The following is a 26,595-nucleotide window of genomic DNA, read 5'->3' as shown; positions in this document are numbered from 1 at the left end:
CTCACTTGACGGCGGCGATGCGGGCCATCAGGTCGGTGAAGGCGGCGCCGTACTTGGCGCGCACGGGCGCGGTCGCGTCATAGAAGGGCTTCTGGTCCACGGCGATGAACTCCACGCCGGCGGCCTTGAGCTTGGCGGTGAACTCCACCACGCTCTTGTCCCACAGGACGCGCTGCTCCATCTGCGCTTCGCGCCCGAACTTCTTGACCAGGCCCTGCTCCGCCGGCGTGAGCTTGTCCCAGGTGACTCTGGACATGACCAGCAGTTCGGGAATGATCAGGTGGTGGGTCTGGGCGTAGTACTTGGCCCCCGTGGTGTAGTGGTTGGAGGTGAACATGCTGGGCGGGTTGTTCTCGGCCCCGTCGATCACGCCGGTCTGCAGCGCACTGTAGACCTCGCCGTAGCCCATCGCAATGCCATTGCCGCCCAGCGCGTTCATGGTGTCGACGAACAGCGGGTTGCCCATCATGCGGACCTTCTGGCCCTTGAGGTCAGCGGGGGTGTGCACCGGCTTCTTGGTGTAGATGCTGCGTGAGCCGCCGTCCATCCAGGCCAGTGCCACCAGGCGTGCGGGGCTGGCGCTGATCTTGTCCAGGATTTCCTGGCCGATCGGGCCATCAATCACCGCGCGCATGTGGGCCTCGTTGCGGAACACAAACGGCATGTTGAACACGTTCACGTCCGGCACCACGGCGCCGACCGGGCCCAGCGATGTGCGCAGGATCTGGATGGCCCCGATCTGCGTCTGTTCGATCATGGTCTTTTCGTCACCCAGCACGCTGCCGGGAAACATCTGCATCTTGTACTTGCCGTTGGTGGCGGCCTCGAGCTTCTTGCCCAAGCTCTCGGTGGCCACCACGGTGGGGTAGCCCGGTGGATGGACGTCGGCGGCCTTGAGCACGGTCTGCGCCAGCGTGCTCAATGGCACGCCCACGGCGAGCAAGCAGGCGGCCGCGGCCATCAGGTGTCTGCGAAAGTTCATGGATGTCTCCTCTGGATCTGCGTTGGTAAGGGAAATGGCACTGAAAAATCACACGGGGAAGGCGAACCCGGGCTCGGGCAAGCCGCGCACGCCGGGGCGCAGCGCAAACAGCCCGCCGGCCAGCGGCTGATCTGACAAGTCCACGCCGGCCGGGCGGATGGACGTCACGAAAAGCGTGTCCAGCCCCGCGCCGCCAAAGGCGCACATCGCGGGCTTCTTCACGGGCACGGCCAGCGAGCGGTCCAGTTGGCCCCGGGGCGTGAAGCGGTGCACCAGCCCGGCGTCGTTGGCGCAGATCCAGTAGCCGCCGTCCTCGTCCACGGCGGCGCCGTCGGGCCGGCCGGGGTGGGCGGTCATGTCCACCAACACGCGGCGGTTGGTGGGCGTGCCGGTGGCGGTGTCGTAGTCAAAGGCCCAGACCTTCTGCACCGAGGGGTGCGAGTCCGACAGGTACATGGTGCGGCCGTCAGGACTGAAGGCCAGGCCGTTGGGCGTGACCAGGCCGCCGAGCACCGGCACCAGGCCCTGTGCGTCGTGGCGGTACAGCGCGCCGGCGGACGACGCCAGCCCCATGTCCATCACCATGGTGCCGGCCCAGAAACGCCCCTGCCGGTCGCAGCGCCCATCGTTGAAGCGCATGCCTGGTTGCGCATGCCGCACGCCCGCCAGCCGCCGACTGGTCAACCGGCCATCGGCCAGGGGCTGCAGGGCAAACACCCCGGTTTCCAGCGCGGCCAGCCACTGCCCGGCCTGGCCGGTGCGCGCGATGCAGCCCAGCATCTCGGGCGCGAGCCAGGTGGTGACGGCGTCGGTGGCGGCCTGCCAGCGGCACAGCGCCCGCGCCGGGATGTCCACCCAGTACAGCGCCTGCTCGGCCTCCAGCCACACCGGGCTCTCGCCCACGGCGTTGCGCGCGTCCACCACCAGTTCAACGGCCAGCGTCATGGCATCAAAAGCCAAAAGGCCCGGCCTTGACGAAGCCGCCGCCCTGGTAGATGGCGGCGGGGTCGTTCAGGTCGGGAGCGCCCGTGCGCGCATGCACGGCATCGCGAAACGCGTCGGAGCTGTCTTGCGGCACATAGCCAATGTGGCGGGCGCAGCGGTTGTCCCACCAGGTCACGGCGTTGTCCGACATGCCAAAGATGATGCTGTGGCCCAGCACCGGCGTGGTGAGGCAAGCGGTGATCAGGCGATGCAGGTCGTCAAAGCTCAGCCAGGTGGCGAGCATGCGGCGGTCCTTGGGTTCGGGGAAGGAAGAGCCGATGCGCACGCAGGCGGTCTCGATGCCATGGCGGTCAAAGTAAAGGCGCGACAGGTCTTCGCCAAAGGCCTTGCTCAGGCCGTACATGCCGTCCGGGCGCGCTGGCGCGCTGGCGTCAATGGTTTCGTCCTGACGGTAGTAGCCGGTGACGTGGTTGGAACTGGCAAACACGATGCGCTTGACGCCATGCACACGCGCCGCCTCATACAGGTGGTACAGCCCCAGGATGTTGGCCTGAAGGATGGGGCCAAACGGCCCTTCCACCGACACGCCGCCCAAGTGAACGATGGCATCCACGCCCTGCACCATGGCGTTCACCGCGGCGGCGTCGGCCAGATCGGCCAGCACGATTTCCTCGTTGGCGCCGGCCTCGCCCAGCGGCGCGCGGTCCGACAGGCGCAGCACCGCGCAATTGGCCTTGAGCCGCCCGCGCAGCGCCTGGCCCAGGCCACCGGCGGCACCGGTCATCAGCAATGTGTTGTGGGAGGGAAGGCTCATGGGTGCTTGCAACATTCAAGGGCATCAATTAACATACAAGTCATACGTTGTCTGACAACTAGAAATTCTAGTAAGCTGGATTGCGTTGTCAAGCCTTTCCCGTGCCCTTGCCCCTGAGGTAAACCCTGAGCCGACCCCATGGACCCGCAACTGACCGCCCCACCCCCGCGTGAATCGCCCCGCACGCGGCGCCCGCGCGGGCTGGTGGGCGAGATCGTCGAGGCCCTGGCTGGCAGCATCCGCGACGGCCAGCTCACCCCTGGCGACAAGCTGCCAACCGAGGCCGAAATCATGGCCCGCTTTGATGTGAGCCGCACCGTGGTGCGCGAGTCGCTGTCCAAGCTGCAGGCCTCGGGCCTGGTGGAAACGCGTCACGGCATTGGCACCTTTGTGATCGCCAATGCCAACGCCGGCAACTTCCGCATTGCGCCGGCCGACTTTGCCACCGTGGCCGACGTGATCTCGGTGCTGGAGCTGCGCATCAGCCTGGAAACCGAGGCGGCAGGCCTGGCCGCCCAGCGGCGCAGCGCCGAGAACCTGGCCGCCATGGCGACCGCGCTGAGCACCTTTCAGGACTCCATCCAGGCCGACTCCGATGCCGTGCCGTCGGACTTCCAGTTCCACGTGGAAGTGGCCCGCGCCACCGGCAACCGGCACTTCGCCGACCTCATGACCTACCTGGGGACCATGATCATCCCGCGCACCCGGGTGAACACGCCGCAGAATGCACCTGAAGGCCGGCTGAACTACCTGCAGCGCGTGCATGGCGAGCACGAAAGCATCTACAACGCCATCCGTAACCAGGATGCCGAGGCCGCGCGGGCCGCCATGCGCACCCATCTGTCCAACAGCCGCGAACGGCTTCGCAAGAACCTCTGAGCGGCAGCATCAGGGAATTTCCTGAATCCTGGATTGCCCGTCATGTTGTACGATGACTGATCAATTTGCCAATTGTCAGACTCTACTCCGGACAACCGAGGTCGAAACATGGGCCCCAGTGATCAAGGCCAACGGCATCAAACCGCCACAACGCCCCTCGTGACCCGACCGCTCATGCGCGTGGCCGTGGTGGGTGCGGGCCAGGCCAGCGCACCCCATTTGCTGGCCCTGCACGAGCTGCGCGACCAGGTGGCCCTGGCCTGGGTCGTGGCCCGCACGCCGCAACGCCTGGCCGCGCTGGCGCTGCCACCCGGCACACGCCCCACCACCGAGCTGCAGGACGTGCTGCAAGACCGCTCGGTGGAAGCCGCGCTGGTGCTCACACCGCCCAACACCCACCTGGACATCGCGCAGCAGCTCGCGCAGGCCGGCAAGCATGTGCTGGTGGAAAAGCCGCTGGACACCACCCTGGCCCGGGCACAGGCGCTGGTGCAGGCCTGCGAGCACCACGGCGTGAAGCTGGCAGTGATGCTGCAGCACCGCATGCGCGAGGCCTCGCAGGCGCTGGCGCGCCTGGTGGCTGGCGGCACGCTGGGCAGCCTGACCGGCGCATCGGCCAGCATCCGCTGGTGGCGCCCGCAAAGCTATTACGACGAGCCGGGCCGCGGCACGCTGGCGCGCGACGGCGGCGGTGTGCTCATGACCCAGGCCATCCACACGCTGGACCTGCTGATGAGCCTGACCGGCCTGCCCGCGCAGGTCACGGCCCTGACCACCACCAGCCCGGTGCACCAGATGGCATGCGAAGACACCGTGACAGCCATGCTGCGCTACCCCAACGGCGCCCTGGGCAGCATTGACGCCACCACCGCCGCCTGGCCCGGCTTCAACGAGCGCATCGCGCTGAACTGCACCCTGGGCAGCGCCACGCTGGAGGCCGGTGAGCTCACTGTCCACATGCGCGACGGCAGCACCACGCGCGTGGGCGAAAAACAGGCCACCGGTTCGGGCGCCAACCTGATGGCGTTCGACCATGGCCCGCACCGCGCGGTGATTGAAGACTTTGTGTCGGCCATCCGCGCAGGCCGCGGGCCCGCGGTGTCGGGCCGCTCGGCGCTGGCGGTGCACCGGCTGATCGATGCCATGGTGGCGTCACAGGGGCGACCCGTCTCATTGGCGTGAGTGCGCGAGCCGGTTGGCCTGAATGCACGGCGTCGGCTACGCTAGGCGCCATGACCCCGCTGCATTTTTACTTTGACTTCATTTCCCCCTTTGGCTACTTTGCGTCCCTGCGCATCGAAGACATTGCCCGCCGCCATGGCCGCACGGTGCAGTGGCACGCCATGCTGCTGGGCGTGTCGGTTCTCAAGGTGATGGGCCTGAAGCCGCTGCTGGAGACACCGCTCAAGGGCGACTACATCCGCCGCGATGCACAGCGCTACATGCGCCGCCACGGCATCGTGCTCAAGCGCGACCTGGACGACCCGGTGATGGACCCGCGCGCCGCTGGCCGCGCCTTTCACTACGTCAAACACCACCGCCCTGCCCTGGCGGCGCCCTTGGCGCATGCGCTGTACAAGGCCTATTGGGCGGAAGGCCAGGACCTGTCCACGGCCGATGCGATTTCGGCGCTGCCACTGCCCGAAGGGCTGGATGCCGGCTGGCTGCGCGCCGGCATTGCCAGCGACGAAGCCGGCAGCCTGCTGCGCAGTGCCGTGGATGCATCGCTGAAGGCCGGTGTTTTTGGTTCACCCACCGTGGTGGTGGACGGGGAGCCGTTCTGGGGAGTGCAGACCTTCGAGCTTCTGGAGGAATGGCTGGAGCGCGGCGGGTGGTGAGTCAGAGATGATCAGGCCGGCCCTGCGGCGCAGGCGGTTTACCCCCGGTCTACCCGGCACTGGAAACAGTTGAACCTGGAACGGATGTGCACATAGGCCACCTCCGGATGGGCCAGGATCTTCTGGCACTCGGCGGTCAGGTTCTTGCCCGGGACGACGGCTCCGGTTTCGTACCTGATCCAGTCGTCGTGCCCGTAGCCGCGAATAATGGCGGGCTCCAGGTAGGCGAACCAATTGGGCAGTTGGTCAGAGACATAGCGCTCGCAGTTGTGGGTGTGCAGAAAGACGGGGCCGGTCTCGGCGTAGGGCTGCGCCGCGGCAAAGGGGCGGTACGAGAGGACCAGCTTCTCGTCTCCCTGCGCGATCAATTGCAGGCAATGCCGGCACGGATTGGCCGGGCCTTCGGCCGTGCGCCGCAAGGGCGGTTGCCCGTTGGCATCGATGCCGCCGGCCTGCAGCTGGCGCGCTGCTTCGCTGGGTATGCCTTGAACAGCAAGTTTCATGGACTCTCCTGGCAGGTTGTTGTGTTGGAACAGCCGCCATTGGACCGCTTGCCCGCGCCCGGCGCGCGCCAGAATCGGACACGCGGTTGGCTTCCCGCCGTCTCCTCGTCGGCGCGGTAACCTTGCGCCATGGAAGATTCCAACCAGATTGAAGTGCCGCCATCGTTCTGCGCACTGTTCAGCTCACCCGCGGGCCGTTTGACCGAGCCCATCGCCCTGGTGCGCGAGCGCTACGAGCTGTGCGAAGACCTGGCGCAGATGCTGGTGGAACAGGCCAGCGCCCTCCAGTTCAAGACTGGCAGGCCCCGGGGCGAGGTGCTTCAAACCATGGAAACCGGGCTGACCAGCGCGGACGCCGCGGTGAGTGGCGCTGAAGCATCCTGGGTGGTGACACGACTGGCGGAATTGCTCGGTCCCGGATAGCGACGGGCTTGCCGGCGCGCATCTGCGGACAGCAGGGCCCGGCCATGGGCAGACTCAAGCAAACACAAACGCCACCGGCACCGCAATCGCCGCCAGCCGTTCCCGTAATTGCTTCTGCAGCGCGGCATCGGGCGCACAAGCCAGCTGCACCACCGCCGACAGCGTGCCGCCGCGCTCCTCCCCCCGGACGGCCGTGCCCGGCACATCGGCCAGCATCTCGGCCAGCTTGGCCTCGATGGCGCGCAGGCGCAGCGTGGGTTTGTAGATCTTGCCGATGGCGGTAACGGGCATGGATTCAATGACCGTCACCCGCTTGGGCGTGGCGGGGCGCTCATACACATGGGGTGCCACCTCGGCCAGCAGCGTGGCGGCGTCACACACCGCGCCAGGCTTGAGCGTCACAAAGGCCACGGGTAACTCGCCCGCATAGGCATCGGGCTCGCCCACCACGGCGCACAGGGCCACGGCGGGATGGGCCAGGAAGGCCTCTTCCACCAGGCCCGGGTCGATGTTGTGCGAGCCGCGGATGATCACGTCCTTGGCCCGGCCTGTGATGTGCAGGTAGCCCTGCGCGTCCAGGTGGCCCAGGTCGCCCGAGACCAGCCAGCCGCCCTCGAACATGCCGGCGTTGCGGGCCGCGTCGGTGTAGCCCGGGCTCACATGCGGGCCACGCAGAATCACCACGCCGGTGGTGCCGGGCGCGCAGTCCTCAGCCAGTTGCGCTTTGCCGTCGCGCCAGGGCACCACGCGCACCTCGGTGTAAGGCAATCGCAGCCCCACCGAGCCTGGCACGCGCGGCGCGCCCGCGGGCTCAATGGACACCAGCCCCGCGCATTCCGTCATGCCCAGAATGTTGCGCACCGCAATGCCCAGGCGCGCCTCAAACTGCGCGGCCAGTTCGGTGGGCAGCGGCGAGCCGCCGGTGTAGGCCACCTTGATGCTGCTGATGTCGGCATCCACCGGCTGGTTGATCAGCGTGGCCATGATGGTGGGTACGCAGGCCAGCGCGCTCACCCGCTCACGCTCGCAGAACTTCCAGTAGTTCCTGACGAAGGCCGGGTTGCGCATGCCGGCCAGGGTGGGCAGCACCTGCATGGCGCCAATGGCCAGGAGTGACAGGCCATAGACAAACGCGCCCGCCACATGGAACAGCGGAAAGCCGTTGACCTCCACCGTGTTCTCGTCAAAGCCGTAATAGCGGTGGGCAAACCAGCTGGTGTGCGCCTCGTTGCCATGGGTGTGCTGGGCCAGCTTGGGGGCCCCCGTGGTGCCGCCAGTGTGAAAGCACGCGGCCACGCGGTCGGGCGTGAGCTGGGGGTCGAAGTTCAGCGTGCCGGGCTGCTGCGCCAATGCCTCCTGCAGCACCGGCACATGGGGTGCGGCGTGGTCGCCCACGGTGATCTGCAGCACCGGCAGCGGGTGCAGCGCCAGCACCTTCTGCACCGTGGGCCAAAGGTCCAGCTCGGGGTTGGGGCCCAGCGCCACCACCACCTTGGCGCCCGATGCCGCCAGCAGCGCCGCGATGTGGTCCGGCTGCAGCAGGTAGTTGATGGGGCAGGCCTTGCCCGCCAGCTGTGCGCCCCACAGCGCAAACTGGGTCTCGGGGATGTTGGGCGCGAGGATGGCCACCGCATCGTCGGGCCCCACGCCCATGGCGCGGAACACATTGGCCGCGCGCTGGATCTGGGCGGCCAGCTCGGCATAGCGCACATCGCGCGCGGCGCGCCGCAGGTCCGCATCGGGCAGGTAGCGCAGCGCAACGCGCTCCGGGTGGCGCTGCGCGGCCGCGGCAATCAGGCCCCAGGTGGTGGCCGCTGGCATGGCCTGCTCGCGCGGCAGGCGTTCCAGCGCCTGGATGTCGGCCAGGCTGCGCAGGGTCGCCCCGCTCACGCCGTCTCCGCGTCCAGCCCCAGAAGGCGCACCGCATTGCCCTTGAGGATGCCGGGCATCACCTCGGGCTTGAAGCCCGCGTCCTCAAAGTCCTTCATCCAGCGATCGGGCGTGATCAGCGGGTAATCGGAGCCGAACAGGATGCGGTCTTTCAGCAGGGTGTTGGCGTATTGCACGAGCTGCTTGGGAAAGTACTTGGGGCTCCAGCCACTCAGGTCGATCCACACATTGGGCTTGTGCGTGGCCACGCTCAGCGCCTCGTCCTGCCACGGGAAGCTGGGGTGGGCCATGACGATCTGCATGTCGGGGAAATCGATCGCCACGTCGTCCAGGTGCATGGGGTTGCTGTACTCCAGCCGCAGGCCGCCGCCGCAGCGCATGCCCGAGCCAATGCCGCTGTGGCCGGTATGGAAGATGGCCGGCAGCTTGTGCGCGTTGATCACTTCGTAGATGGGCCAGGCCATCTTGTCGTAGGGGTGGTAGCCCTGCACCGTGGGGTGGAACTTGAAGCCCTTGACGTTGTGCTCCCTGATCAGCCGCTCCGCCTCGCGCGCGCCCATCTTGCCCTTGTGCGGGTCGATACTGGCAAAGCACATCATCATGTCGCTGTTCTTGCTGGCGGCTTCGGCAATCTCCTCGTTGGGGATGCGGCGGCGGCCCAGCTTGGACTCGCTGTCCACCGTGAACATCACCAGCCCGATCTTGCGCTCGCGGTAATAAGCAATGGTTTCCTCGATGGTGGGGCGGCGGCTGTTGCGGAAATACTTGTCGGCGGCGCGGTCGTATTCCTCGCCGTAGTTGTCAAACGGGTTCCAGCAGCTGACCTCGGCGTGGGTGTGGATGTCGATGGCGACCAGGTTTTTGTAGTCCAAGAGGGTCTCCGGTAATCAGGGTAAACACCAAGCAATGAGTCGCTTGGACGGATTGAATTGATTATGATTCATAACAATAATCCATCCTGGACAGAAAGGCAATCATGAGTTCACCCCACATCAGCCTGGAGATCACCGGCGAGAACGGCAACATTGCCGTCGTCCGGCTGACCCGTGGCAGCAAGCGCAACGCCCTGAACGACGCGCTGATCCTGTCCCTGCGGGACATTTTCGAGCAAATGCCCGCCACCGTGCGCGCCGCGGTGATAGACGGCGAGGGCGAGCATTTCTGCGCCGGCCTGGACCTGTCGGAACTGCAGGAACGCGACGCGGGCCAGGGCATGCACCACTCACGCATGTGGCACGCCGCGCTGGAGCGCGTGCAGTACGGCCCGGTGCCTGTGATCGCGGCGCTGCATGGCGCGGTGGTGGGTGGCGGCCTGGAGCTGGCCAGCGCCTGCCACATCCGCGTGGCCGACGAATCCACGTTCTATGCGCTGCCCGAAGGCTCGCGCGGCATTTTTGTGGGTGGCGGCGGCTCGGTGCGCATCCCCAGGCTGATTGGTGTGGCCCGCATGACCGACATGATGCTCACCGGCCGCGTCTACAACGCCCAGGACGGCGAGCGCATCGGCATCGCGCAGTACTTGGTGCCCACCGGAACGGCCTTCGACAAGGCCTATGAGATCGCCAGCCGCGTGGCGCAGAACGCCCCGCTGACCAACTACGCGCTGATGCACGCCCTGCCCCGCATTGCCGAGCAGCCGGCCGACCAGGGCTTCTTCACCGAAGCCATGATGGCCGCCATCGTGCAAAGCGCGCCTGAAGCCAAGGACCGCGTGCGGGCCTTCCTCGACGGCCGCGCGGCCAAGGTGCAAAAGGCATGAGCAGCCCCAAATTCCGCCCCCTGACCTTTGGCGTAACCCGCGTGGCCCTGCGCGACGGCGCGCCCGGCGTGCGCTACCTGCGCGCCGACCAGGCGCTGGCCGCGCACCCCGCGCGCATGACCGACCGCCTCAAGCACTGGGCGCAGGCCGTGCCCGACCAGACCTTCATGGCGCGCCGCGCCCGGCTGGCCGACGGCAGCACCGGCGACTGGCAGCACCTGAGCTGGGCCGACGCCTGGCGCCAGGCCCGCAGCATCGCCCAGGGGCTGATCGACCGCGGCCTGAGCGCCGAGCGGCCCGTGGCCATCCTGTCCGAGAATGACCTGGAACACGCCCTGCTGGCCCTGGGCTGCCTGGTGGCCGGCGTGCCGTATGTGCCCGTGTCGCCGCCCTACTCGCTGGTGAGCCAGGACTTTGACAAGCTGCGCCATGTGCTCAAGACCACCACGCCGGGCCTGGTTTTCGCCGCCGATGGCGCGCGCTACGCCCGCGCCATCGCCGCCACCGTGGGTGCGGACACCGAAGTGGTGCTGACCCAGGGCAGCATTGATGGCCGGGCCAGCACGCGTTTCAGCGACCTCGCCGCCACGCCCGCCACCAGTGCGGTGGACACGGCCATGGCGGCCACGGGCCCCGACACCATCGTCAAATTCCTGTTCACCAGCGGCTCCACCAAGCTGCCCAAGGCCGTCATCAACACCCAGGGCATGTGGTGCGCCAACCAGCAGCAGATGGCCCAGTCCATGCCGGTGCTGGCCGAGGCGCCGCCCGTGCTGGTGGACTGGCTGCCCTGGAACCACACCTTTGGCGGCAACCACAACTTCGGCATGGTGGTGTTCCACGGCGGCACGCTGTACATCGACGACGGCAAGCCCACGCCGGCGCTGATGGCCGAGACCCTGCGCAACCTGCGCGAGATCGCCCCAACGGTGTATTTCAATGTGCCCACGGGCTTCGAGGCCATTGCCCTGGCCATGAAGACCGACGACGCGCTGCGCCGCAACCTGCTGTCGCGCGTGCGCATGTTTTTCTATGCCGGCGCGGCGCTGGCCCAGCCGGTGTGGGACAGCCTGTACGAGTCGCAGGAGCGCGAGATCGGCGAGCGCATCGTCATGGGCACCGGGCTGGGCATGACCGAGTCGTCGCCGTTTGCCATCTTCATCACCAACCCCAACGTGAACGCCGGCGACCTGGGCGTGCCCACGCCGGGTCTGGAGCTCAAGCTGGTGGACACCGACGGCAAGACCGAGGTCCGCTACAAGGGCCCCAACATCACCCCCGGCTACTGGCGCGCGCCCGAGGCCACGGCCGAAGCCTTTGACGAAGAAGGCTTCTTCTGCACTGGCGACGCGGTGAAGTGGATCGACGAGACCGACGTGCACCTGGGCCTGAAGTTTGACGGCCGCATTGCCGAGGACTTCAAGCTCGCCACCGGCACCTTCGTGAGCGTGGGCCCGATGCGCGCCAGGATCATCGCCGCCGGCGCGCCCTATGTGCAGGACGTGGTGCTCACCGGCATCAACATGAAGGAAGTCGGCGCCATGGTGTTCCCCAGCGCCGCGGTGCGCGCGCTCAGCGGGCTAGACGCCAGCGCGCCCATGGCCGACGTGCTGAACAGCCCGGCCGTGCTGGCGCGCTTCCAGCAGCTGGTGGACGACCTGGCCAAGACGGCCACCGGCAGCGCCAACCGCATCGCGCGGCTGTGCCTGCTGTCGGAGCCGCCCACCATCGACCGCGGCGAAGTCACCGACAAGGGCTCGATCAACCAGCGCGCGGTGCTCACGCACCGGGCCGACACGGTGGCCGCCCTGCACGACGGCACGCTGCACACCATCCTGAAGCCCTCGGCATGACGGTTTCAAGCCAAAAAGGCCTGGAGTCCAGGACCGGCGGCCACTTCATGCTCTACTTTTCATAGCAAAAAGGACCTCTCACCATGAACATCCAGGGACAAGCGGCACTCGTCACCGGCGGTGGCTCGGGCCTTGGCGAGGCCACCGCGCGCGAGCTGGCCCGGCTGGGCGCCAAAGTGGCCGTTCTCGACGTCAACCTTGCCAACGCCCAGAAGGTGGCGGCCGAGATCGGCGGCGCGGCCTTTGCGTGTGACATCACCAACACCGAGAGCCTGCAGGCCGCCATGGGCGCCGCCGCCGCGGCCCACGGCCCGGCCCGCATTCTCATGAACATCGCGGGCATCGGGACCGCCAGGCGCGTGGTCGCCAAGGACGGCAGCCCGGCGCCGCTGGAAGACTTCGCCAAGGTCATCAACGTCAACCTGGTCGGCACCTACAACGCCAGCCGCCTGTTTGCCGCCGAGTGCGCCAAACTGGCGCCCCTGGAGGACGGCGAGCGCGGCGTGATGATGTTCACGGCTTCGGTGGCCGCGTATGACGGCCAGGTGGGCCAGCAGGCCTACAGCGCCTCCAAGGGCGGGCTGGTCGGCATGACGCTGCCCATGGCGCGCGACCTGGCGCAGCACGGCATCCGCGTCTGCACCATCGCTCCCGGCCTGTTTGCCACGCCGCTGATGAAGCAGTTGCCCGAGCCGGTGCAGGCCTCCCTGGCCGCCAGCATCCCGTTCCCGCCGCGCCTGGGCAAGCCTGAGGAATTTGCCCAGCTGGCCGCCCACATCGTGACCAACACCCACCTCAATGGCGAGGTGATCCGGCTCGATGGCGCCCTGCGCATGGCGCCGCGCTGACCCCTTTTTCCCGCCGTTAGACCCCCCAAGACCCTAGGAGACATTCATGAAATTCAAGAAAACCCTGGTCGCCATGACCATCCTGCTGGCCGGCTCGGCCATGGCCGACGTCAACGTCGGCGTCAGCATCGCCCTCACCGGCCCCGGCTCGGGCCTGGGCATCCCGATGCAGAACCAGTTCAAGCTGTTCCCCAAGACCATCGCCGGCGAAAAAATCAACCTCATCATCCTGGACGATGCCACCGACCCGGGCAAGGGCGTGACCAATGCCCGCCGCTTCCTGACCGAAGACAAGGTGGACATCATCATCGGCTCGTGCATCACGGCCACCTCGGCCGCCATGGCCCCGGTGATCGCCGAAGGCAAGACGGTGCAGCTGTCGGCCGCGCCCGTGGGCGTGCCGCCCGGCCAGGACCACTGGCTGTTCCGCCTGCCCCAGGGCTTTGGCGTGATGGCGCACCCCATCATCGAGCACATGGTGAAGAGCGGCGTCAAGACCGTGGGCTTCCTGGGCTACACCGACGCCTACGGCGAACTCTGGCTCAAGGAACTTGAAGCCCGCGCCGCCAAGGCCGGCATCAAGGTGGTGGCCGTGGAGCGCTTCGCCCGCACCGACACCAGCGCCACGCCGCAGGCGCTCAAGCTGGTCTCGGCCAACCCCGACGCGATGCTGGTGGTGGCCTCGGGTTCCGGCGCCGCCATGCCGCACAAGGCGCTGATCGAGCGCGGCTACAAGGGCAAGGTCTACCAGACGCACGCCGCCGCCACGCCCGACCTGGTGCGCATCGGTGGCAAGGACGTGGAAGGCGCCTATGTGGTCTCCGGCCCGGCCGTGGTGGCCGAGCAGCTGCCCGACAGCCACCCGTCCAAGAAAGCCTCGATCGACTTCGTGACCAAGTACGAAGCGCTGATGGGTGCCGGCCAGCGCAACCAGTTTGCCGGCCACGCCTATGACGCCGCCATCGTGCTCGAGAAAGTGCTGCCCGGCGCGCTCAAGAAGGCCAAGCCCGGCACGCCCGAGTTCCGCGCCGCGCTGCGTGACGGCATCGAGACCATGGGCCGCACCATCTTCTCGCATGGCGTGATGAACTGGACCAAGGACGACCACTGGGGCTACACCGACGAAACCGGCGTGCTCATGAAGGTCGTGGGCGGCAAGTTCGTCGTCGAGAAGTAAAGCGCGGAGCCTCACGCAATGGACTTTTCGATTGCCAGCATCCTGGCGCTGGACGGCCTGACCAACGGCGCGATCTACGCGCTGCTGGCCCTGGCCACGGTGCTGGTGTTCGCCGTGACGCGGGTGATCTTCATCCCGCAAGGCGAGTTCGTTGCGTTTGGCGCGCTCACGCTGGCGCTGCTGCAGGCCGGCAAGGTGCCGGGCACCGTGTGGTTCCTGCTGGTGCTGGCGGGCGCGGTGGCTGTTTCCGATGTGTGGAACGGCGTTCGCCTGCAGCATGGCGCGGGGCGCATCGCGCGCACCGTGCTGCGCACGCTGGCCTACCCCGTGGCCATCTCCCTGGTGGCCTTCTGGGCCGCGCCGCGCGGCCTGCCCCTTGTGGCGCAGGCGCTGCTCACGCTGGCCCTGGTCACGCCGTTTGGCACGCTGATCTACCGGCTGGCCTATGAGTCGCTGGCCGACGCCACCGTGCTGGTGCTGCTGATCGTGTCGGTCGGTGTCCACTTTGCGCTGGTGGGCCTGGGCCTTTATTTTTTTGGCGCCGAGGGTTTCCGCAACCCGAGCTTCTGGGACGCGCGCTTTTCGATCGGCCCGGTCACGCTGAGCGGGCAGACGGTGATCATCTTCTTTGCGTCCATCGCGCTCATCATTGCGCTGTGGCTGTTCTTCGAGCGCTCGCTGTATGGCAAGGCCTTGCGCGCCACGGCGGTCAACCGCCTGGGCGCGCGGCTCATGGGCATCTCCACCATTGGCGCGGGGCGCCTGTCGTTCACCATGGCGGCCTTCATTGGCGCGCTGTCGGGCCTGCTGATCGGGCCCACCACCACGGTGTTCTATGACACCGGTTTCCTGATCGGGCTCAAGGGCTTTGTGGCGGCGGTGTTTGCCGGCCTGTCCAGCTACCCGCTGGCGCTGGTGGGCGCGCTGGGCGTGGGCCTGCTGGAGAGCTTTGGCTCGTTCTGGGCCAGCGCCTTCAAGGAAGTGATCGTGTTCAGCGCCATCCTGCCGGTGCTGCTGTGGCGCTCCCTGCGCGACCCGCACAGCGAGGAACACTGACATGGTGGTGCGCCGTTTTACCTTTCCCCTTTTCGCCCTGTTCATGCTGGTGCTGCCGGCATTGCCGGTGCCCGATTTCTGGATCACGCAGAGCAACTACATCGGCCTGTACGCCATGGTGGCGCTGGGCCTGGTGCTGCTCACGGGCGTGGGCGGGCTCACCTCGTTCGGTCAGGCGGCCTTTGTGGGCATTGGCGCCTACACCGCGGCCTTTCTGGCCACCAAGATGGGCGTGTCGCCATGGCTCACGCTGTTTGCCGGCGTGGGCATTGCGGTGGTCACGGCCCTGCTGCTGGGCCTGGTCACGCTGCGCATGTCGGGCCACTACCTGCCGCTGGCCACCATTGCCTGGGGCCTGGCACTGAACTACACCATGGCCAACATGGAGTGGCTGGGCAAATACGACGGCCTGCTGGGCATCCCGTCGCTGCACCTGTTCGGCCACGACCTGGGCACCGGCCGCGGCCTGCACGGCGTGATCTGGGTGCTGGCGCTGCTGGCCGCCCTGGCCGTGACGCACCTGCTCGATTCGCGGCCGGGCCGCGCCATCCGCTCGCTCAAGAGCGGCTCCACCATGGCCGAGGCCATGGGCATCTCCACGCTGCGCTACAAGCTCGTGGCCTTCATCACCGCGGCCGTGCTGGCGGCGGTGTCGGGCTGGCTGTTTGCGCATTTCCAGCGTACGGTCAACCCCACGCCGTTTTCCATCAGCAAGGGCATTGAGTACCTGTTCATCGCGGTGCTCGGCGGCATTGGCAATGTGTGGGGCGCGTTCCTGGGTTCGGCGGTGGTCCGCATCGTGGAAGACCAGCTGCAGGTGCTGCTGCCGCAGCTGATCGGCACCAGCGGCAACTTTGAAACCATCGTGTTTGGCATCGTGCTGGTGGTGGTGCTCAAGTACGCGCCCGATGGCCTGTGGACTTTCGTGGGCCGCTGGCTGCCCGCCGGCCCGCGCGTGCGCGACTGGGCCCATGCAGCGCCCCTGCCGCTGCGCGGCAAGCCGGCCCGCGGTGAAGCCCTGCTCGAGGTCGACCAGGTGCGCAAGGAGTTTGGGGGCCTGGTGGCCGTGAACGACGTGAGCTTTGGCATCAACGCGGGCGACATCGTGGGCCTGATCGGCCCCAATGGCGCGGGCAAGTCCACCACCTTCAACCTGATCACCGGCGTGCTCGGCCTCACCAGCGGGTCGGTGAAGTTTCGCGGCGCCCCCATCACGGGCCTGCCCTCGCGCGGCATTGCGCGCCGGGGCATCTCGCGCACCTTCCAGCACGTGAAGATGATCCCCGAGATGACGGTGCTCGAGAACGTGGCCCTGGGCGGGTACCTGCGCACGCGCTCGGGCACGCTGCGCGCCATGCTGCGGCTGGACCGCGCCGAGGAACGCCAGCTGTTCGCCGAGGCCGAGCGCCAGCTTGCGCGCATCGGCATGGCCGACCACATGCATGAACTGGCGGGCAACCTCGCGCTCGGCCCGCAGCGGCTCATGGAAATCGCGCGCGCCCTGTGCACCGACCCGGCCCTGCTGCTGCTCGACGAGCCGGCCGCCGGCCTGCGGCACAAGGAGAAGCAGGCGCTGGCCGACATCCTGCGCCAGCTCAAGGGCGAGGGCATGAGCATCCTGCTGGTGGAGCACGACATTGATTTCGTGATGGGCCTGACCGACCGCATCGTGGTCATGGAGTTCGGCACCCGCCTGATGGAAGGCACCCCGGCCGAAGTGCAGGCCAGCCCGGCCGTGCGCGCCGCCTACCTTGGCACGGAGCACTGAAACCATGATCAGCCCCCTCCTTGAAGTCAAAAGCCTGCACGCGGGCTATGGCAAGGCCGAAGTGCTCACCGGCCTGGACCTGTCGCTGCCACGCGGCAACGTCGTCACCGTCATCGGCCCCAATGGCGCGGGCAAGAGCACCCTGCTCAATGCGCTGATGGGCGTGCTGCCGGCGCGCGGCGAGATCCGCTTTGACGGCCAGCCCATCGCGCTGACCACCCTTGAGGAACGCGTGATGATGGGCCTGGCGCTGGTGCCCGAGAAGCGCGAGCTGTTCAGCACCATGCCCGTCGAGGACAACCTGGTGCTGGGCGGCTACCGCCGGATGCGGCTGGGCCAGCGCCAGTGGCGCCGCGGCCTGGAGAAGGTCTACGAGATTTTTCCCCGGCTCAAGGAACGCCGCGCGCAGCTGGCGGGCACCCTGTCGGGCGGCGAGCGGCAGATGCTGGCCGTGGGCCGCGCGCTCATGGGCGACCCCAAGGTGCTGATGCTCGACGAGCCCAGCCTGGGCCTGGCGCCGCTGGTGGTTCGCGAGATCTTCCACACCATCAGCCAGCTGCGCGAGACCGGCGTGAGCATCCTGCTGGTGGAGCAGAACGCGCGCGCCGCGCTCGAGGTGGCCGATCACGGCTATGTGCTGGAGACCGGCGAAATTGCCCTGCAGGGCCCGGCCCAGGAACTGGCCGGGGACCCGCGCGTGATCGAGACTTACCTGGGCGCCACCAAGGCCCCCCAGAAGGAGACCCCATGAACCGGCCCCTGAAATTCACCGCCTGCGCCGTTGCCGCGCTGCTGGCCAGCGCCTGCGGGACGCTGCCCTCTCCGACCGCAGCACCACCCGTTCTGCAGGCCGCCGTGCCCGGTCCATTGCGCGAATGCGCCACCCTGGCAGCCAGCTTCCGCTTTGATCAAACCCATCTTGATTCCGCCGTGCCGGTCGCCGCGGGCGCGCTCAAGCAGGGGGCAAGGCCCGTGCCCGGCCACTGCCTGGTCAAGGGCCGCATGCACGAGCGCAAGGGCTCCGACGGGCAGACCTATGCCATTGCCTTTGAGATGCGGTTGCCCGACGCCTGGAACGGCCGCTTCTACTACCAGGGCAACGGCGGACTGGACGGCAGCGTGCGCGAGGCGCTGGGCGCGCTGGGCGGCGGCCCGCTCGGTGGCGCGCTGATGCAGGGCTTTGCCGTGATCAGTTCCGATGCCGGCCACACGGGTCGGCAGACGACGGTCTTCGGCCTGGAGCCTGAAGCCCGCCTCGACTATGGCTACAAGGCCGTGGGCAAGCTCACCCCCATGGCCAAGAGCCTGATCCAGGCCGCCTATGGCAAGGGCCCTGACCGGTCCTACATCGGGGGATGTTCCAACGGCGGCCGGCATGCCATGGTGGCCGCCGCCCGCTACGGCGACCAGTACGACGGTTACCTCGTGGGCGCCCCCGGCTATCGCCTGCCCAATGCCGCGGTCGCCCAGCTGTGGGGAGCCCAGCAGTGGCACGCCGTGGCCACCGCGGGCGCGACCGTCAGGCACCCGATGAACCCCAATGCCACGCTGCCCGACCTGGGCAGCGGCTTCACGCCCGACGAGCGTCACCTGATGGCCAAGGCCATCGCCGACAAGTGCGACGCGCTGGACGGCCTGCGCGACGGCATGGTGCAGGCCACCCAGGCCTGCCAGGCGCGATTCAGCGTCGCGGCCGACGTGCCCACCTGCACGGGGAACCGCAACGGCAGCTGCCTGAGCGCTGCCCAGAAGCAGGTGATTGCCCGCGTGTTCGCTGGCGGCGCCACCTCGTCGGGTCAGCCGCTTTACGCGGCTTTTGCCTACGACACCGGTGTGGCCGGTGACAACTGGGCCACCTGGAAATTCATCAACTCGCTCGCGCTGGACCCGCTGTCAACGGGCACCGTGTTCAGCGTTCCGCCGGGCCCGGTCGATCCCTTGACCGACGATGTCAGCGCGCGGCTGCAACGGTTCTCGGCCACCAACAACACCTACACGGAATCCGGCCTGGCGCTGATGACCCCACCCGGCCAGGAGAACCCGGTCAATCTCGCGGGCCTGCGGGCTCGCGGCGGCAAGATGGTGATCTTTCACGGCGTGAGCGACCCGATTTTTTCCGCGGAAGACACCCGCCAATGGATGGAACGGCTCGACAAGGCGCAGGGCGGCCAGGCCGCCGGCTTCGCGCGTTACTTTCCGGTGCCCGGCATGAACCATTGCAGCGGCGGACCCGCCGCCGACCAGTTTGACCTGCTCACACCGCTGGTTGAATGGGTGGAGCACGGTGTGGCGCCCCAGGCCGTCACGGCCGCCGTGCGCGGCGCCGGTAACGCGGGCGGCGCGAACGCCGAGTTGCCCCGCGAATGGCCGGCCACCCGCACCAGGCCGCTGTGCGCCTACCCCACCGTCGCCACCTACCAGGGCCACGGCAATCCGGAAGACGCGGCCAGCTTTGCATGCCGCTGAAATCCATGGCTGATGACACGGCGCGTGCGGCTATGCTCACGCCCCTGACCGCCTGAACCCCGCAATGCCCGCCCCAACCATGACCCCACGCAAAGCCGCCCCCTGCGTCGAGCAAGTTGACGCGAGCTACCTCGAAAGCCTGATCGGCTACAACGCACGCCGCGCCGCGCTGTCGGTGATCGAGGTGTTTCTTGACCGCATGGCGGTGTATGGCCTGCGGCCGGTGGACTTCTCGGTGCTGTCGCTGATCACGCACAACGCCGGCATCACCTCGCGCCAGCTGTGCAACACGCTGGGCATGCTGCCGCCCAACCTGGTGGGCATGATCAACAACTTCGAGAAGCGCGATCTCGTGATGCGCCGCCCGCACCCGCACGACGGCCGGGCCATGGGCCTGCACCTGACCGCCGCCGGCCAGAAGCTCATGCGCGACGCTGAAATCACGGCGGCCGAACTCGAGCGCGAAGTGGGCGGGCGGCTGACCGCCGCCGAAAGCAAAACGCTGATCCGCCTGTTGCAAAAAATCTACCTGACAGGCCGCTGAACCGGGCATTTTTTCGCGCAATTTGCCCCGGAGCCCATGGCTGGCGGGCCTTGTCAGCTATGAAACCTGTAGCATCGGACAAACTGCGCTATAGTCGCGCCGCTATTGTTTGTGTAGCAAATCCTGCGTACACTGCCCTTCCCGCCCGAAGAAGAAGCCCCAGCGCTTAGAGGAGATCCCTGAATGAGTTCCAAGGAAAACGTTGCCGTCGGCCAGTTGCTGAGCCTGCTGGAGTCCCGCTACGCGATGCGCGTGCTGTGGGCCTTGAAAGACGGCCACGCGCAAACCTTCCGGCTGCTGCAGGACAGCGTGGGCAGCATCACCCCCAACACATTGAACACCCGCCTCAAGGAGCTGCGCGAAGCCGGCCTCGTGGGCCATGGCAGCGAAGGCTACAGCGTGACCGCCAGTGGCGTCGACCTGCTCAAGCGCCTGAGCGACCTGCAGGCCTTTGCCATCAAATGGACCGCCAGCCAGGGCAAGAAGAAATAAGCCGGCGGCGCCGGCCGTCACCCCCAAGGACAGGCGACCCTGTCCTTTTTTCTTGCCTGAGACCACCCCATGCACGAACATCTTGAACTGAACTCCGCCTTGCCCGATGACGCCGCACAGGCCCTGCTGGTCGGGCGGGTCTGGGTGGAGGGCCAGGGCCCGGTGCTGGTCCGCGCCACGCCCGAAGGGCTGCACGACCTGTCGCACATCGCGCCCACGGCCAGCGCCCTGCTGGAGCGGCCCGACGCGGCCGACGCGGTGCGTGAGGCGCACGGCCCCGTGCTGGCCTCCACGCGCGAGGTGCTGGCCAACTCCGCCCATGACCGGCGCGACCCGGCCCTGCCCTGGCTGCTGGCCCCCTGCGACCTGCAGGCCGTCAAGGCCGCGGGCGTGACCTTTGTGGCCTCGATGCTCGAGCGCGTGATCGAAGAGCAGGCGCGCGGCGACGCGAGCCACGCCGAGACCGTGCGGCGCGCGGTGGTCGAGGTGATTGGCGACAACCTCGCCAGCGTGCGGCCTGGCTCGCCCGAGGCCCTCAAGCTCAAGGAAGTGCTGATCGCGCAGGGCGTGTGGTCGCAGTACCTGGAGGTGGGCATCGGGCCCGACGCCGAGATCTTCACCAAGTCGCAGCCGCTGAGCGCTGTGGGCACGGGCGCCCAGGTGGGCATCCACCCGCGCAGTGAATGGAACAACCCCGAGCCCGAGATCGTGCTGGCCGTCAACAGCCGCGGCGAGGTGCGCGGCGCCACGCTTGGCAACGACGTCAACCTGCGCGACTTCGAAGGCCGCAGCGCGCTGCTGCTGGGCAAGGCCAAGGACAACAACGCGAGCTGCGCGATCGGCCCGTTCATCCGGTTGTTCGACGGGCACTTCGGCATTGACGATGTGCGCCGCTGCGACCTGGCCATGCAGGTCACGGGAGCCGACGGCTTTGTGATGCGCGGCGCCAGTTCGCTGGGTCAGATCAGCCGCGACCCGCTGGACCTGGCCACGCAGGCCATGGGCCGCTACCACCAGTACCCCGACGGCTTCATGCTGTTCCTGGGCACCATGTTCGCGCCCACGCAGGACCGCTTCGGGCCAGACCAGGGCTTCACGCACGCCGTGGGCGACGTGGTCACCGTGGCCACGCCGCGGCTGGGTACACTCGTCAACCGTGTCCACCACTGCGACGAAGTCGCCCCGTGGACCTATGGCGTCAGCGCCCTCATGCGCGACCTTGCGCGGCGCGGCCTGCTGACCTGACCCTCACCCCTGAACCCAAGGAATCCCCATGATCACCACCCCCTCCGGCCTGCAGTACGAAGACACCACCGTGGGCAGCGGCGCGCAAGCCACCGCTGGCCAGCATGTGCATGTGCACTACACGGGCTGGCTCTACAACGACGGCACGCAAGGCGCCAAGTTCGACTCCAGCCTGGACCGCAATGACCCGTTCGCTTTCTCGCTGGGCGCCGGCATGGTCATCAAGGGCTGGGACGAAGGCGTGGCCGGCATGAAGATCGGCGGCAAGCGCACGCTGATCATCCCGGCGGCGCTGGGCTATGGCGCGCGTGGCGCCGGTGGGGTGATCCCGCCCAACGCCACGCTCAAGTTCGACGTCGAACTGCTCGACGCGCACTGACGTGGCAGTGGTCACGGCTTGCGGGCCGTGACCTCGATCTCGATGCGCATGCGCTCGTCGGCCAGCCCGGCAGAGATCATCATGGCCGCGGGCCGCACCTCGCCCAGGTACTTGCGCATCACCGGCCAGCACTGCGGAAAGTCCTTGGCGTTGGGCAGCACGTAGGTCACGCGCACCACGTCACGCAGGCCCGAGCCCGCCTGCTCAAGCGCCGCCTCGATGTTCTTGAAGCACTGCTCGGTCTGGGCCACCACGTCGTCGGCGATGGTCATGGTGCTGTAGTCAAAGCCCGTGGTGCCGGACACAAACACCCATTCGCCATCCACCACCGCGCGTGAGTAGCCCATGTCCTGCTCGAAGGTGGAGCCCGAGCTGATCAGTTGTCTTGCCATTTGCTTTCTCCTTGGGTTCGGGAGAATACCGGGTTGCGGGCTCCTGCGTTTTTTTGCACGCGGGTTTGCGCGCGGCAAAGGCGTGTGCGCCCGGGCCGGGGCGCTTCACTGGCGCGGTCACCGCGTTGCGGTGACTGCCCTGCGTTGCTCGGGCTGGCGGCCCGTCGTGGAACTCGCTACGCGCGCCTTGCGCGCTGCGCTCAAACAACCACGACGAGTCAGAGGACGAAGCGCGCTGCGCGCGCGGCCACCAGCCCTGCGCTACTCGGCGCGCCAGAGGCGCACCCCAGCCCGGGCGCACACGCCTTTGCTGAGACGATGCAGGCACGCCCACAGCTGGCACGCCACTTCCCCGCTTCGCGGCAGGGGCTGGGCGGCGGAGGCGATCTCTGGGGCGGCGAGAAGCGCAGGCGCGGGGTCGGCGGGCAAAGCCCGCTTCGTCATCTGACTCACCGCAGCTGTCTGAGCGGAGTGCGCAAAGCGCACGCAGCGAGTTCTGCGGTGCGACCCTGCGGTGAGCATCGCAGCGAAGTGGGCGCACAGCGCCCACCGCCCCAGTGTGAGCCCCCGCCGCCCAGCCCCTGCCGCGAAGCGCGAGCGCCAGACGACAACCCCCTCACCACCGCGCCCCCCAGTCCTCCCGCGGCACCCGCAGCGCATTGCAGACGTAGCTGATCGCGTGGTACCAGCCCGCCAGCATCAGCAGTTCGATCAGCTGCGGTGGCGTCCAGAGCTCAGCCAGCGCCGACCACAGGGCATCGCCCACCGTGCCGCTGTCGTGCAACTCGTCCACCATCTGCACCAGCAGGCGGTCGCGCGGCGTGAGCGCGCTGTCGTCGGCGCCCGGGTCGGCAATGGCGCGGTTCTGCGCATCGTCAAAACCGGCGGCCTTGCCAAAGGCCGCCACATGCACGCCCCACTCGTACTCGGCGCCGCAGCGCGCACAGACGCGGTTGATCACCACCTCGCGGTCGCGCAACGCGAGCGCGGCCCGCTTGCCCAGCAGAAAGCCGCCCCAGCCAGCCATGCGCTCGGCCAGGTCAGGGTGGTGGGCCAGCGTGCGGAACAGCGCCAGGATGTTGGGCGCGGCCGGTGGGGTGATTTTGGTCAGCAGCGCCTGCATCTCGGGGGTGAACGGCGGCTCCAGCGGGGCCACGCGAGGGCCTTGCGCGGAATTTTTCGTATTTAACATGATGGTAGTCCTTGATGGATGGTCACTATGCGCTACGGAATCCGTAGCGACTCAACTCTAGCGCTACGCATTCCGTAGCACATGTCGCCCACTGGACATGGACTCCAACTACAATAAATTGATGAATTCGCCCCTTCCCCTGCCCGGCCGCCCGGTGCGCGGCTCCACCACCGGCCGCCCCGTGATGGCGCTGCTGGACCTGCTGGGCCGGCGCGGCGCGCTGCGCGTGCTCTGGGAGCTGCGTGACGGCCACCCCCAGAGCTTCCGGCTGCTGCGCGCCAGCTGCAGCGACATGTCGCCGTCGGTGCTGAACGGGCGTTTGCGCGAGCTGCGCGAGGCGCAGCTGCTGGCGCCCGGTGAGGACGGCTACACTCTGACCCCGCTGGGCGCCGACCTGCTGCGCCACCTCAAGCCCCTGAACCACTGGGCCACGGGGTGGGCCGCCAGCGCCGGCCACGCCGAAATCTGAAGCCCTTGTCTTGAAAAGGGCTTCTGGGCCCCAAGCTGCCCTGCAGCCTTACCAGACAAAAGTTATCCCGGAATGAGCGAGAACCAACCCCAAGACCCCCAACAGCCCGGCCAGATGGACCCGGGCACGCCCATGAGCCCCGAAGAACTCGAGGCCGCCGCTGCCGCCAACGAGGCCGAGGCCCTGAGCGCGGCCCAGGCCGAGCTGGCCCTGCTGCAGGCCAAGAACGCCGACCTCGCCGACCAGTTCCTGCGCGCCAAGGCCGAGGCCGAAAACGCCCGCCGCCGCGCCGAGGAAGAAATCACCAAGGCGCGCAAGTTTGCCGTGGAGTCGTTCGCCGACAGCCTGCTGCCGGTCACCGACAGCCTCGAGGCCGGCCTGGCCATCCAGGACGCCACGCTCGAGCAGATCCGCGAAGGGGCCGAGGCCACGCTGCGCCAGCTCAAGAGCGCGCTGGAGCGCAACAAGGTGCTGGAGATCAACCCCACCGCGGGCAGCAGGTTCGACCCGCACCAGCACCAGGCGATTTCCATGGTGCCGGCCGATCAGGAAGCCAACACCGTGGTCAGCGTGCTGCAAAAAGGCTACTCGATTGCCGAGCGCATCCTGCGGCCCGCGCTGGTCACCGTGGCCGCGCCCAAATGACGCGCCCCGGGCTTGAAACGATCTGACTTATCCACAAGTAACCCACATCTGAATCTGATACTGCAGGAGCAACCAAAATGGCAAGAATCATCGGCATTGACCTGGGCACCACCAACTCGTGCGTGTCCGTCATGGAAGGCAACACCCCCCGGGTGATCGAGAACTCCGAGGGCGCGCGCACCACCCCCTCCATCGTCGCCTACCAGGAAGATGGCGAGGTGCTGGTCGGTGCCTCGGCCAAGCGCCAGGCCGTGACCAACCCCAAGAACACCCTGTACGCGGTCAAGCGCCTGATCGGCCGCAAGTTTTCCGAGAAGGAAGTGCAGAAGGACATCGACCTGATGCCCTACAAGATCGTGGCCGCCGACAACGGTGACGCCTGGGTCGAAGTGCGCGGCAAGCAGATCTCGGCCCAGCAGGTGTCGGCCGACATCCTGCGCAAGATGAAGAAGACCGCGGAAGACTACCTGGGCGAGCCGGTCACCGAAGCCGTGATCACCGTGCCCGCGTACTTCAACGACGCCCAGCGCCAGGCCACCAAGGATGCTGGCCGCATCGCGGGCCTGGACGTCAAGCGCATCATCAACGAGCCGACCGCGGCAGCCCTGGCCTTTGGCCTGGACAAGCAGGAAAAGGGCGACCGCAAGATCGCCGTCTATGACCTGGGTGGCGGCACGTTCGACGTGTCCATCATCGAGATCGCTGATGTCGATGGCGAGAAGCAGTTCGAAGTGCTCTCCACCAACGGCGACACCTTCCTGGGCGGCGAAGACTTCGACCAGCGCATCATCGACTACATCATTGCCGAGTTCAAGAAGGAACAGGGCGTGGACCTGGGCAAGGACGTGCTGGCCCTGCAGCGCCTCAAGGAGGCCGCTGAAAAGGCCAAGATCGAGCTGTCCAACAGCGCCGCCACCGACATCAACCTGCCCTACGTAACCGCCGATGCCTCGGGCCCCAAGCACCTGAACATCAAGCTCAGCCGTGCCAAGCTCGAAGCCCTGGTCGAGGAACTGATCGAGCGCACCATCGCGCCCTGCCGCACCGCCATCAAGGATGCCGGCGTGAGCGTGAGCGACATCCATGACGTGATCCTGGTCGGTGGCATGACCCGCATGCCCAAGGTGCAGGACAAGGTCAAGGAATTCTTCGGCAAGGAACCGCGCAAGGACGTGAACCCCGACGAAGCCGTGGCCGTGGGCGCCGCCATCCAGGGCCAGGTGCTCAGCGGTGACCGCAAGGACGTGCTGCTGCTGGACGTGACGCCTCTGAGCCTGGGCATCGAAACCCTGGGCGGCGTGATGACCAAGATGATCACCAAGAACACGACCATCCCGACCAAGTTCGCGCAGACCTTCTCGACCGCCGACGACAACCAGCCGGCCGTGACCATCAAGGTGTTCCAGGGCGAGCGCGAGCTGGCCAACGCCAACAAGCTGCTGGGCGAGTTCAACCTCGAGGGCATTCCGCCGGCCGCGCGCGGCACGCCGCAGATCGAGGTGTCGTTCGACATCGACGCCAACGGCATCCTGCACGTGGGCGCCAAGGACAAGGGCACCGGCAAGGAAAACAAGATCACCATCAAGGCCAACTCGGGCCTGTCGGAAGAAGAAATCCAGAAGATGGTGAAAGACGCCGAGCTCAACGCGGCCGACGACAAGAAGAAGCTCGAGCTCGTGCAGGCCCGCAACCAGGGCGAGGCGCTGGTGCACAGCGTGAACAAGAGCCTGGGCGAGCATGGCGACAAGCTGGACGCCGGCGAGAAGGAAAAGATCGAGGCCTCGATCAAGGCCCTTGAGGAAGCACTCAAGGGCGAGGACAAGGCCGCGATCGACGAGAAAAGCAACGAGCTGATGACGGCAAGCCAGAAACTGGGCGAGAAGATGTACGCCGACATGCAGGCCGCCCAGGCTGCGGCCGGTCCGGACGGCGCGCAAGCCGCGTCTGCCGCGCCCGCGGACGACAACGTCGTCGACGCCGAAGTCAAGGAAGTCAAGAAGGGCTGATGACCGGCGCCAGGCGCCTCATTGCCCCGC

At 67.5% G+C, this 26,595-nt stretch carries 27 protein-coding genes; 19 read left to right on the top strand and 8 right to left on the bottom strand.

Annotation, left to right across the window (positions count from 1 at the left end):
* Position 1: 1 nt before the first annotated feature.
* The 3 genes from KF796_09655 to KF796_09645 are packed head-to-tail and all read right to left on the bottom strand — an operon-like array spanning position 2 to position 2,741.
* The gene (locus KF796_09655; GenBank protein MBX3586902.1) at positions 2-982 is read right to left on the bottom strand and encodes a TRAP transporter substrate-binding protein; all 981 of its coding nucleotides are present in this window, start codon (positions 980-982) and stop codon (positions 2-4) included.
* 48 nt (positions 983-1,030) lie between these two features.
* Positions 1,031-1,927: an SMP-30/gluconolactonase/LRE family protein gene (locus tag KF796_09650; GenBank protein ID MBX3586901.1), complete on the bottom strand. Its 897-nt coding sequence runs from the start codon at positions 1,925-1,927 to the stop codon at positions 1,031-1,033.
* 4 nt (positions 1,928-1,931) lie between these two features.
* Positions 1,932-2,741: an NAD(P)-dependent oxidoreductase gene (locus tag KF796_09645; GenBank protein MBX3586900.1), complete on the bottom strand. Its 810-nt coding sequence runs from the start codon at positions 2,739-2,741 to the stop codon at positions 1,932-1,934.
* 138 nt (positions 2,742-2,879) lie between these two features.
* Here KF796_09645 and KF796_09640 point away from each other — a divergent pair, with 138 nt between their 5' ends.
* The 3 genes from KF796_09640 (at position 2,880) to KF796_09630 (ending at position 5,458) form a co-directional block, all read left to right on the top strand.
* Entirely contained in the window at positions 2,880-3,620 is a 741-nt protein-coding gene (locus KF796_09640) for a FadR family transcriptional regulator (protein MBX3586899.1), read from the top strand.
* 174 nt (positions 3,621-3,794) lie between these two features.
* Entirely contained in the window at positions 3,795-4,802 is a 1,008-nt protein-coding gene (locus KF796_09635; GenBank protein MBX3586898.1) for a Gfo/Idh/MocA family oxidoreductase, read from the top strand.
* A 50-nt stretch (positions 4,803-4,852) separates the two neighbouring features.
* Positions 4,853-5,458, top strand: a complete 606-nt coding sequence (locus KF796_09630) for a 2-hydroxychromene-2-carboxylate isomerase (protein MBX3586897.1) — start codon at positions 4,853-4,855, stop codon at positions 5,456-5,458.
* A gap of 38 nt (positions 5,459-5,496) precedes the next feature.
* On the opposite strand, the gene KF796_09625 is transcribed toward KF796_09630, so the two are convergent.
* Positions 5,497-5,961, bottom strand: coding sequence for a DUF1203 domain-containing protein (locus KF796_09625; GenBank protein MBX3586896.1), 465 nt, complete (start codon positions 5,959-5,961; stop codon positions 5,497-5,499).
* A gap of 129 nt (positions 5,962-6,090) precedes the next feature.
* Here KF796_09625 and KF796_09620 point away from each other — a divergent pair, with 129 nt between their 5' ends.
* A complete protein-coding gene (locus tag KF796_09620; protein ID MBX3586895.1) occupies positions 6,091-6,384 on the top strand; it encodes a hypothetical protein in 294 nt (97 codons plus the stop codon).
* 54 nt (positions 6,385-6,438) lie between these two features.
* Here KF796_09620 and KF796_09615 read toward each other — a convergent pair whose 3' ends face one another.
* The gene (locus KF796_09615) at positions 6,439-8,274 is read right to left on the bottom strand and encodes an acyl-CoA synthetase (protein MBX3586894.1); all 1,836 of its coding nucleotides are present in this window, start codon (positions 8,272-8,274) and stop codon (positions 6,439-6,441) included.
* Positions 8,271-9,146: an amidohydrolase gene (locus KF796_09610; GenBank protein ID MBX3586893.1), complete on the bottom strand. Its 876-nt coding sequence runs from the start codon at positions 9,144-9,146 to the stop codon at positions 8,271-8,273. The genes KF796_09615 and KF796_09610 overlap by 4 nt, the downstream gene beginning before the upstream one ends.
* A gap of 104 nt (positions 9,147-9,250) precedes the next feature.
* Between KF796_09610 and KF796_09605 the strand changes: the two genes are divergently transcribed.
* The 12 genes from KF796_09605 (at position 9,251) to KF796_09550 (ending at position 21,861) form a co-directional block, all read left to right on the top strand.
* On the top strand, positions 9,251-10,033 hold the full coding sequence (locus KF796_09605) for a crotonase/enoyl-CoA hydratase family protein (GenBank protein MBX3586892.1): 783 nt from the start codon (positions 9,251-9,253) through the stop codon (positions 10,031-10,033).
* A complete protein-coding gene (locus tag KF796_09600) occupies positions 10,030-11,886 on the top strand; it encodes a feruloyl-CoA synthase (GenBank protein MBX3586891.1) in 1,857 nt (618 codons plus the stop codon). Before KF796_09605 ends, KF796_09600 begins: the two co-directional genes overlap by 4 nt.
* Before the next feature lie 83 nt (positions 11,887-11,969).
* Positions 11,970-12,734, top strand: coding sequence for an SDR family NAD(P)-dependent oxidoreductase (locus KF796_09595; GenBank protein ID MBX3586890.1), 765 nt, complete (start codon positions 11,970-11,972; stop codon positions 12,732-12,734).
* A gap of 46 nt (positions 12,735-12,780) precedes the next feature.
* Positions 12,781-13,911 (top strand): ABC transporter substrate-binding protein, encoded by a 1,131-nt coding sequence (locus tag KF796_09590; GenBank protein ID MBX3586889.1) that lies wholly within the window; start codon positions 12,781-12,783, stop codon positions 13,909-13,911.
* Positions 13,912-13,929: 18 nt separating this feature from the next.
* The gene (locus KF796_09585) at positions 13,930-14,967 is read left to right on the top strand and encodes a branched-chain amino acid ABC transporter permease (protein MBX3586888.1); all 1,038 of its coding nucleotides are present in this window, start codon (positions 13,930-13,932) and stop codon (positions 14,965-14,967) included.
* A 1-nt stretch (position 14,968) separates the two neighbouring features.
* Entirely contained in the window at positions 14,969-16,735 is a 1,767-nt protein-coding gene (locus KF796_09580; GenBank protein MBX3586887.1) for a branched-chain amino acid ABC transporter ATP-binding protein/permease, read from the top strand.
* Positions 16,736-16,739: 4 nt separating this feature from the next.
* Positions 16,740-17,486, top strand: coding sequence for an ABC transporter ATP-binding protein (locus KF796_09575; protein MBX3586886.1), 747 nt, complete (start codon positions 16,740-16,742; stop codon positions 17,484-17,486).
* The gene (locus tag KF796_09570) at positions 17,483-19,201 is read left to right on the top strand and encodes a tannase/feruloyl esterase family alpha/beta hydrolase (GenBank protein ID MBX3586885.1); all 1,719 of its coding nucleotides are present in this window, start codon (positions 17,483-17,485) and stop codon (positions 19,199-19,201) included. The genes KF796_09575 and KF796_09570 overlap by 4 nt, the downstream gene beginning before the upstream one ends.
* A 64-nt stretch (positions 19,202-19,265) precedes the next feature.
* A complete protein-coding gene (locus KF796_09565) occupies positions 19,266-19,745 on the top strand; it encodes a winged helix-turn-helix transcriptional regulator (GenBank protein ID MBX3586884.1) in 480 nt (159 codons plus the stop codon).
* Positions 19,746-19,928: 183 nt separating this feature from the next.
* Positions 19,929-20,237: a helix-turn-helix transcriptional regulator gene (locus tag KF796_09560; GenBank protein MBX3586883.1), complete on the top strand. Its 309-nt coding sequence runs from the start codon at positions 19,929-19,931 to the stop codon at positions 20,235-20,237.
* 69 nt (positions 20,238-20,306) lie between these two features.
* Positions 20,307-21,482, top strand: coding sequence for a fumarylacetoacetate hydrolase family protein (locus KF796_09555; GenBank protein ID MBX3586882.1), 1,176 nt, complete (start codon positions 20,307-20,309; stop codon positions 21,480-21,482).
* Positions 21,483-21,504: 22 nt separating this feature from the next.
* A complete protein-coding gene (locus KF796_09550) occupies positions 21,505-21,861 on the top strand; it encodes an FKBP-type peptidyl-prolyl cis-trans isomerase (protein ID MBX3586881.1) in 357 nt (118 codons plus the stop codon).
* An 11-nt stretch (positions 21,862-21,872) separates the two neighbouring features.
* Here KF796_09550 and KF796_09545 read toward each other — a convergent pair whose 3' ends face one another.
* Positions 21,873-22,253, bottom strand: coding sequence for a RidA family protein (locus KF796_09545; GenBank protein ID MBX3586880.1), 381 nt, complete (start codon positions 22,251-22,253; stop codon positions 21,873-21,875).
* 616 nt (positions 22,254-22,869) lie between these two features.
* Positions 22,870-23,445, bottom strand: coding sequence for a carboxymuconolactone decarboxylase (locus tag KF796_09540; GenBank protein MBX3586879.1), 576 nt, complete (start codon positions 23,443-23,445; stop codon positions 22,870-22,872).
* A 121-nt stretch (positions 23,446-23,566) separates the two neighbouring features.
* Here KF796_09540 and KF796_09535 point away from each other — a divergent pair, with 121 nt between their 5' ends.
* The 3 genes from KF796_09535 (at position 23,567) to dnaK (ending at position 26,565) form a co-directional block, all read left to right on the top strand.
* On the top strand, positions 23,567-23,914 hold the full coding sequence (locus KF796_09535) for a helix-turn-helix transcriptional regulator (protein MBX3586878.1): 348 nt from the start codon (positions 23,567-23,569) through the stop codon (positions 23,912-23,914).
* A 72-nt stretch (positions 23,915-23,986) separates the two neighbouring features.
* Positions 23,987-24,559 carry a nucleotide exchange factor GrpE gene (gene grpE, locus KF796_09530; protein MBX3586877.1) on the top strand — a complete coding sequence of 191 codons (573 nt, stop codon included), beginning with the start codon at positions 23,987-23,989 and terminating at the stop codon, positions 24,557-24,559.
* 77 nt (positions 24,560-24,636) lie between these two features.
* Positions 24,637-26,565 carry a molecular chaperone DnaK gene (gene dnaK / locus KF796_09525; protein ID MBX3586876.1) on the top strand — a complete coding sequence of 643 codons (1,929 nt, stop codon included), beginning with the start codon at positions 24,637-24,639 and terminating at the stop codon, positions 26,563-26,565.
* Positions 26,566-26,595 lie beyond the last annotated feature (30 nt).

This window comes from Ramlibacter sp. (assembly GCA_019635435.1).
Lineage (GTDB): Bacteria > Pseudomonadota > Gammaproteobacteria > Burkholderiales > Burkholderiaceae_C > JAHBZM01.
The sequence above is the reverse complement of the archived record's forward strand: the minus strand, read 5'-3'. Positions and strand labels throughout refer to the sequence as shown.

What these genes read in the sequence shown, in the direction of transcription:
- KF796_09655 (MBX3586902.1), bottom strand. Translation starts at nt 982, where the DNA reads ATGAACTTTCGCAGACACCTGATGGCCGCGGCCGCCTGCTTGCTCGCC.
- KF796_09650 (MBX3586901.1), bottom strand. Translation starts at nt 1,927, where the DNA reads ATGACGCTGGCCGTTGAACTGGTGGTGGACGCGCGCAACGCCGTGGGC.
- KF796_09645 (MBX3586900.1), bottom strand. Translation starts at nt 2,741, where the DNA reads ATGAGCCTTCCCTCCCACAACACATTGCTGATGACCGGTGCCGCCGGT.
- KF796_09640 (MBX3586899.1), top strand. Translation starts at nt 2,880, where the DNA reads ATGGACCCGCAACTGACCGCCCCACCCCCGCGTGAATCGCCCCGCACG.
- KF796_09635 (MBX3586898.1), top strand. Translation starts at nt 3,795, where the DNA reads ATGCGCGTGGCCGTGGTGGGTGCGGGCCAGGCCAGCGCACCCCATTTG.
- KF796_09630 (MBX3586897.1), top strand. Translation starts at nt 4,853, where the DNA reads ATGACCCCGCTGCATTTTTACTTTGACTTCATTTCCCCCTTTGGCTAC.
- KF796_09625 (MBX3586896.1), bottom strand. Translation starts at nt 5,961, where the DNA reads ATGAAACTTGCTGTTCAAGGCATACCCAGCGAAGCAGCGCGCCAGCTG.
- KF796_09620 (MBX3586895.1), top strand. Translation starts at nt 6,091, where the DNA reads ATGGAAGATTCCAACCAGATTGAAGTGCCGCCATCGTTCTGCGCACTG.
- KF796_09605 (MBX3586892.1), top strand. Translation starts at nt 9,251, where the DNA reads ATGAGTTCACCCCACATCAGCCTGGAGATCACCGGCGAGAACGGCAAC.
- KF796_09600 (MBX3586891.1), top strand. Translation starts at nt 10,030, where the DNA reads ATGAGCAGCCCCAAATTCCGCCCCCTGACCTTTGGCGTAACCCGCGTG.
- KF796_09595 (MBX3586890.1), top strand. Translation starts at nt 11,970, where the DNA reads ATGAACATCCAGGGACAAGCGGCACTCGTCACCGGCGGTGGCTCGGGC.
- KF796_09590 (MBX3586889.1), top strand. Translation starts at nt 12,781, where the DNA reads ATGAAATTCAAGAAAACCCTGGTCGCCATGACCATCCTGCTGGCCGGC.
- KF796_09585 (MBX3586888.1), top strand. Translation starts at nt 13,930, where the DNA reads ATGGACTTTTCGATTGCCAGCATCCTGGCGCTGGACGGCCTGACCAAC.
- KF796_09580 (MBX3586887.1), top strand. Translation starts at nt 14,969, where the DNA reads ATGGTGGTGCGCCGTTTTACCTTTCCCCTTTTCGCCCTGTTCATGCTG.
- KF796_09575 (MBX3586886.1), top strand. Translation starts at nt 16,740, where the DNA reads ATGATCAGCCCCCTCCTTGAAGTCAAAAGCCTGCACGCGGGCTATGGC.
- KF796_09570 (MBX3586885.1), top strand. Translation starts at nt 17,483, where the DNA reads ATGAACCGGCCCCTGAAATTCACCGCCTGCGCCGTTGCCGCGCTGCTG.
- KF796_09565 (MBX3586884.1), top strand. Translation starts at nt 19,266, where the DNA reads ATGCCCGCCCCAACCATGACCCCACGCAAAGCCGCCCCCTGCGTCGAG.
- KF796_09560 (MBX3586883.1), top strand. Translation starts at nt 19,929, where the DNA reads ATGAGTTCCAAGGAAAACGTTGCCGTCGGCCAGTTGCTGAGCCTGCTG.
- KF796_09555 (MBX3586882.1), top strand. Translation starts at nt 20,307, where the DNA reads ATGCACGAACATCTTGAACTGAACTCCGCCTTGCCCGATGACGCCGCA.
- KF796_09545 (MBX3586880.1), bottom strand. Translation starts at nt 22,253, where the DNA reads ATGGCAAGACAACTGATCAGCTCGGGCTCCACCTTCGAGCAGGACATG.
- KF796_09540 (MBX3586879.1), bottom strand. Translation starts at nt 23,445, where the DNA reads ATGTTAAATACGAAAAATTCCGCGCAAGGCCCTCGCGTGGCCCCGCTG.
- KF796_09535 (MBX3586878.1), top strand. Translation starts at nt 23,567, where the DNA reads ATGAATTCGCCCCTTCCCCTGCCCGGCCGCCCGGTGCGCGGCTCCACC.
- grpE (MBX3586877.1), top strand. Translation starts at nt 23,987, where the DNA reads ATGAGCGAGAACCAACCCCAAGACCCCCAACAGCCCGGCCAGATGGAC.
- dnaK (MBX3586876.1), top strand. Translation starts at nt 24,637, where the DNA reads ATGGCAAGAATCATCGGCATTGACCTGGGCACCACCAACTCGTGCGTG.